The organism is Pseudoalteromonas sp. SR45-5, from assembly GCF_014163565.1.
GTDB classification, from domain to species: domain Bacteria; phylum Pseudomonadota; class Gammaproteobacteria; order Enterobacterales; family Alteromonadaceae; genus Pseudoalteromonas; species Pseudoalteromonas distincta.
Genome location: NZ_JACJDN010000211.1, coordinates 1 through 6,086 on the forward strand (window position 1 = coordinate 1; position 6,086 = coordinate 6,086).

At 39.7% G+C, this 6,086-nt stretch carries 4 protein-coding genes and 1 pseudogene; all 5 read right to left on the reverse strand.

Going from position 1 to position 6,086, the window contains the following annotated elements:
* The coding region (locus H5072_RS09650; protein ID WP_182693397.1) for a monovalent cation/H+ antiporter subunit D at positions 1 to 1,428 on the reverse strand (1,428 nt) is incomplete at its 3' end.
* A complete protein-coding gene (locus tag H5072_RS09655; protein ID WP_010554685.1) occupies positions 1,425 to 1,778 on the reverse strand; it encodes a Na+/H+ antiporter subunit C in 354 nt (117 codons plus the stop codon). The genes H5072_RS09650 and H5072_RS09655, both read right to left, overlap by 4 nt.
* Positions 1,778 to 4,570, reverse strand: coding sequence for a monovalent cation/H+ antiporter subunit A (locus H5072_RS09660; protein ID WP_182693398.1), 2,793 nt, complete (start codon positions 4,568 to 4,570; stop codon positions 1,778 to 1,780). Before H5072_RS09660 ends, H5072_RS09655 begins: the two co-directional genes overlap by 1 nt.
* 215 nt (positions 4,571 to 4,785) lie before the next feature.
* Entirely contained in the window at positions 4,786 to 5,961 is a 1,176-nt protein-coding gene (locus tag H5072_RS09665) for a hypothetical protein (protein ID WP_182693399.1), read from the reverse strand.
* Positions 5,948 to 6,086, reverse strand: a pseudogene (locus H5072_RS21105) (lipoprotein NlpI); the annotation flags it as partial. The pseudogene H5072_RS21105 and the gene H5072_RS09665, both read right to left, overlap by 14 nt.

The window sequence follows — 6,086 nt, forward strand, 5'->3', positions numbered from 1 at the left end:
GCCCAAAATAACGAGCAATGGCGAACATGCAAGTAAAGCTATAATTACAGTTACCTGCAACGGGTGTGCACTTGCACAATCGGCATTTTCGCTACTTTTGCTTCTATGCTCCCAGAACAAAGTTGTGCCAGCGCGCGAAAGCGCAACTAACAACGCAAAACTTGTTACTAAATATACTGGCCAAAATAGTAAAGCTTGCTCACTGTTTAATGTCGCTTTAAGTATCCAAATTTTACCTACAAAGCCTGACAGTGGTGGCATACCAACTACCGTTAAAGACGCAATAATAAAGCACACACCTAATAAAAATGGCTGTTTTACAGAGCGACCTGCTACTAGTCTATCGCCAACTTTACCGCGCTGGATTGAAACTAAGTCTGCTAGTAAAAATAGTGCGGCACTAACAAGTGTTGAATGCACTAAATAATATAAAAGTGCAGCAGTGGCATTTACATTTTGCAATGCTATTAGCGCAACCAGCGTACCTACCGATACTAATACTAAGTTAGAGGTGAGTTTACGTAAGTCTTGTGCTGCCATCACACCAATTGCACCTACTATAATGGTCGCAATTGCTAAGCCCCAAAGCCAAGGCTGCGCCATGTGTTCAAGCGCTCCGGCTTGTTCACCAAATATCACCGTATAAACACGAAGCATAGCGTAAACGCCTACTTTAGTCATAATCGCAAACAATGCAGCAACCACAGGTTTAGCACTTGCGTAAGTATTTGGAAGCCATAAATGCAGAGGTAATAGTGCGCCTTTTAAAGCAAATACTATTAATAGCAGTAAGCCGCCTGCTTTTGCTAGATATACATCATCACCTGTAAGTAGTGATACTTTTTGCGTCATGTCTGCAATATTAAGCGTACCAAGCACACCGTACAAAATACCCAAACCAATTAAAAATACGCTTGAGCCAACTAAATTCAATATTACATATTGCAATGCCGCGCGAGTATTTTGTTTATCACCTGCGTGCATTAACAATGCATAAGATGCAATCAGTAGCACTTCAAAAAATACAAATAGGTTAAATAAATCGCCAGTTAAAAACGCGCCATTTACACCTAATATCAAAAAGTGAACAAGTGGGTGATAAAAGCTGCCTTTTTCATCATCGCCAGCACTACCATATAAAATAGCGCCCAAACCTAAAAATGAAGTTAACGTAACCAATAAGGTAGACAACATATCGGCTACTAAGACTATTCCAAATGGTGCAGACCAATTACCAATAGCGTAAACGTTAATACCTGTATTATTAACATGTACAAGTAAAAGCACACTAATGGCAAAAGTAGCTATTGCCATTACAATTGAAACTAAGCGGCGAATTTTAACGCTTTTACCACATGGTGGCAGCAATAAAATAACAGCCGTCAGCATAGGTAATAAAATAGGGAGCGAAGCTAAATGTTGGATCATTTTTGCTCCTTATTATCTGCAGAGGTGTTGGGCACATAACCATCAACATGGTCGCTACCTAAATCGGCGCGTCCACGTATTGCCAAAATAACCACGAATGCGGTCATCGCAAAACCAATAACAATAGCTGTAAGCACTAAAGCTTGAGGTAGAGGATCGGCGTATTCTGTACCAGTACCAAGCACTACCGCTTTATTAATAGTAAGACGACCTGCTGAAAACAAAAATAAGTTAACAGCATATGAAATCATAGTAAGCCCAAGTACTACAGGAAACGTACGAGCTCTTAGCAGTAAAAACACACCGCAACTGACCAATACTCCAACGCAAGATGCGTACAATAATTCCATTAAATATTTACCTCTTTTTTCTGGGTATCTGCCGTCATATTACCTAAGCTTGCCAAAATCATTAGCGTAGCGCCTACAACCGTTAAGTAAACACCTAGGTCAAATGCAATCGCGCTGGCAAGCTCTGTTTTACCGACAAACGGAATATCAAAGTAGTCAAACCAAGTTGTTAAAAATGGCTTATCAAAGAACCAGCTACCCACACCAGTGAACAGTGAAATACCAATGCCTGAAGCTATGATTTTACGATAATTAACATCAAAACGTCCGTTTATCCATGCTGTACCATGCGCCATGTATTGCAAAATAAACGCGATTGACGTTACCAGTCCAGCAATAAAGCCACCGCCAGGTAAGTTATGTCCGCGTAAGAAAATATATGCAGAAACCAATAACGCAAGCGGTAATAAACTTTGTGAAATACTCGCCAGTAAGATTGGATGGCGCTCTCGTGCCCATGGGCGCCCTTCGCTGTCACTTGCTGGCATAAATAATGGGATTCGAGAAAGTACTTTAAATATACCTAATGCGGCAATGCCTAATACGGTAATTTCACCAAGCGTATCAAAGCCCCTAAAGTCGACTAAAATAACGTTAACTACATTAGTACCACCGCCACCAATTTTAGCGTTAGCAATAAAGAAGTCTGAGATTGAATCTAATGGACGTGTAAGTAATGCATAACAGATACTCGCTATAACTACACCTAACGTAGAGGCAATTCCTAAATCTCGAAGTACGCGTAATGAACTTGATTCTTTTGGCGTATGCTGGGGCAAGAAAAACAATGCCAGCATAAGTAAAATAATAGTAACAACCTCAACAGTTAACTGTGTAAGTGCTAAATCAGGAGCAGAAAAGCGTGTGAATACAACCGATACCATTAACCCTACGATTGAGAGCATTAACAACGATACCATTCGAGAGCGATGCCAAATAACGGTAGCAAGAGCACCAATAATCAATAAGCCCGCACCAATTGCATTGTGCACATCAACAGGGGTAAGTGGCATGCTGCCAGCAAGTTGTTGCATTTCAAATAATGGCCAACCGGCACACAGTAAGACTACCGCTAACATAATTACTAGGTAGCGCTGCAGCGATCCATTTTCGATACTGCTTACCTTTGACTGACACCAAGCAACAACACTTAAAATTACACGTTCAAAGGTTTTTTTAGCATTTAAAGGTGGTAATGACGCTTGAAACTGAAATAGATATTTACGATTAATATAAATAAATAAACCGCCAGCAATCGCCATTGCACTCATTAATAGAGGCAAGTTAAACCCGTGCCAAATAGCCAATTCGTAAACTGGCATTTCTTTTCCAAGTACAGCTAAAGACGCCGCAGATAAAATGCCATCAATTGTAAAGTGTGGGAACATACCCACTAGTAAACAAATCACAACTAATATTTCTATTGGTACCCGCATATAACGTGGCGGTTCGTGCGGCGTGCGAGGTAAATCGATTGGCTCACCATTAAAGAACACGTCATGAATAAAGCGTGCGGAGTACGCAACAGCTAATGCACCTGCAACCGTTGCCAGTACTGCAATTAACCACGACATAGAACCAAGCACTTGCTGATGCAGCGTTTCTGCAAAAAACATCTCTTTAGACAAGAAACCATTAAGCAATGGAACCCCTGCCATTGCAGCCGCCGCGACCATTGCAAGCGTTGCAGTGTATGGTAAGTATCGCCACATACCATTTAATTTACGCATATCACGCGTGCCTGTTTCATGATCGATAATACCAACGGCCATAAATAACGACGCTTTAAACGTTGCATGGTTAATTATATGAAATATAGCAGCAACAGTCGCAAGCTCAGTATCAAGCCCGAGTAATAGCGTTATTAAACCCAAATGGCTTATTGTTGAGTAAGCTAACAATCCTTTTAAATCGTGTTTGAATAATGCTATATAAGCACCAAACAACAGCGTAGCTAAACCTGTTAACCCAACAAGTAAGAACCACGTATCGGTGCCAGCTAAGGCAGGATGAAAACGTGCTAACAAAAATATACCGGCTTTTACCATGGTTGCAGAATGTAAATACGCGCTCACTGGCGTAGGCGCTGCCATTGCATGAGGAAGCCAAAAATGAAATGGAAATTGTGCCGATTTAGTAAACGCACCCAATAGCACCAATACTAATGCTACTTCGTATAAATCGTGAGATTGAATTATCGCTTTACTCGCTAGGATAACATCTAGGTCATAACTACCAACAATATCACCTAATAGCATTAAGCCTGCAAGTAACGCTAAGCCGCCCGCGCCTGTTACAGCAAGAGCCATACGAGCACCCTTTCGCGCTTCAGACTTATGCCACCAAAAACTAATTAATAAAAATGAGCTGATGCTCGTTAATTCCCAAAACAACCACAGCTGAATAACATTGTTAGACATAACAATGCCAAGCATTGCGGTCATAAACAGCATTAAATAACTATATAACTTAGCCATTGAGTCGTTGGCACTGAGGTAGTAACGCGTGTAGAGGATAACGAGCAAGCCTATGCCTAAAATCATAAACATAAACAATAAACTGAGGCCGTCTAACCGCAGAGATAGGTCGAGCCCTATTGACGGGATCCAAGCGAAAGAGTAACGAATGGTTTCGCCCGCTAAAACTGCAGGTGCATGGTATAAAGTTATTCCCAAAGCCGTTAAAGGCGCAAGAGCCGTTAAACTAGTGCTTAAATTGCGGGATAACTTACCTGTGCATGCAGAAATAACACTGCCAATTAAGGATAACAAGGGTATCCAGAGCAAAGTCATAATGTAGGGCCTTTTATAATCATAAGTTTATCAGGGCATCTCTTTTTAATACTAAGGGATGCTTTTACTGCCTGTTTTTAAACGACATTAATGACTATAGTTATACTGAAAAACACTGATTTTGTCTATAAAAAGCGGTTCTGTATGGGTGTTTTTTAAACATGAACTAACAATTTATTAAGCCTACAAAAACAATTAATTAATAGTGATAATTGTTAATTTAATATGGCCTTATTTGCAAATGTAAGCGCGCTGGAGTGGCGATAAGAATTACCATTGGTCATATCTAAATGCTTCAACCAAATCTCTCTATACTGCGCCGAGAGCCCTAACTGCTGATATTGCATAATAGACCAATTTTCACTAGGTTTATATGCAACACCACCTATCTGGCAACTCTTTGCTTTATGCCAGCCTATTGGGGGCGACTCATCATGAGAAATAAATAAATTAGGTGCCACAAAACCTGTTTTTGCACACAACCATGCTTGTTTAGTTTTAGGCAAAGCATATTCATCTTCAAAACCGTTAAAATGCATCAACTCATGCAAAAACACACTGTATTTTGCTTTTGAGTTTATTAGCATTGTTCCTTTAGTAACATTAGCCGTTCCATCTTTTGGCATCATTACTATAAAATCAAAATTGTTAGGAAGCTGGTTATTGAGTTTAGCTGATTGCCAGTCACACTTTGCTATTTGATTAGTGCTACTTTTACACTCAAGCATACCTGCAACGTAAACAGGTTTTGAAAAGCAAAAAATATTTTCACGGGGCTCTGGCTGTTTATTATAAGCATTAATAAACTCGGTGAGTTTATATAAGCCACTGCGATGATCGCTCATAGTCAGCACGTTAAACATACATTGCTTATTAGGTTTACTTATATTTATTAAAGATGAAAAACCGAGAGCGTGGATAAACTCACTAGATACTTTACTCTGTGGTGTTTTTAACTGAAGCTTTAGATGATTTAGCACATCCCCAGCTGGTAATTTTTTTTTACTAGCTAGTAACTTTAAATCGCTCCAACGTGAGTGCTCAAGTAACTTTGCTGCTAATATTTTACGCTCTGGGATTGTTAAATCATTTAATGCTCTGAGCCAAAATTGTTTTGCAGTATCGCTCTGACTGTTTTTAATAAGCTTAAGAGAATACATATATTGGGCTGAAGAAATTTTACTGCGGGCGAGTATAGCTAAAGAGGTATTTGGTAACTGCTCTAAATGATCAGAAAAATAACCAGGTGATTTCCAATAACTTTGTAGCACATTAGCTTTTGCGTTTAAAACATGCCAAAAGCCAATAGCGCCTAGGTGATTACTCGAGCCTGTAACTAACAAACAACATAGTAATACACCTATTAATTTAAAACGCTTAACTTGCGTCAACACCTTGCATCAACTCAAGCTCTAAACGCGCATATTTGTACTCAATAAACTCGTGTACATTAGTTGCTAGCGCAAGCCTAAAGTAGTCTGATGCTAAATACAGCTCACCTGCTGCTTGATGCATT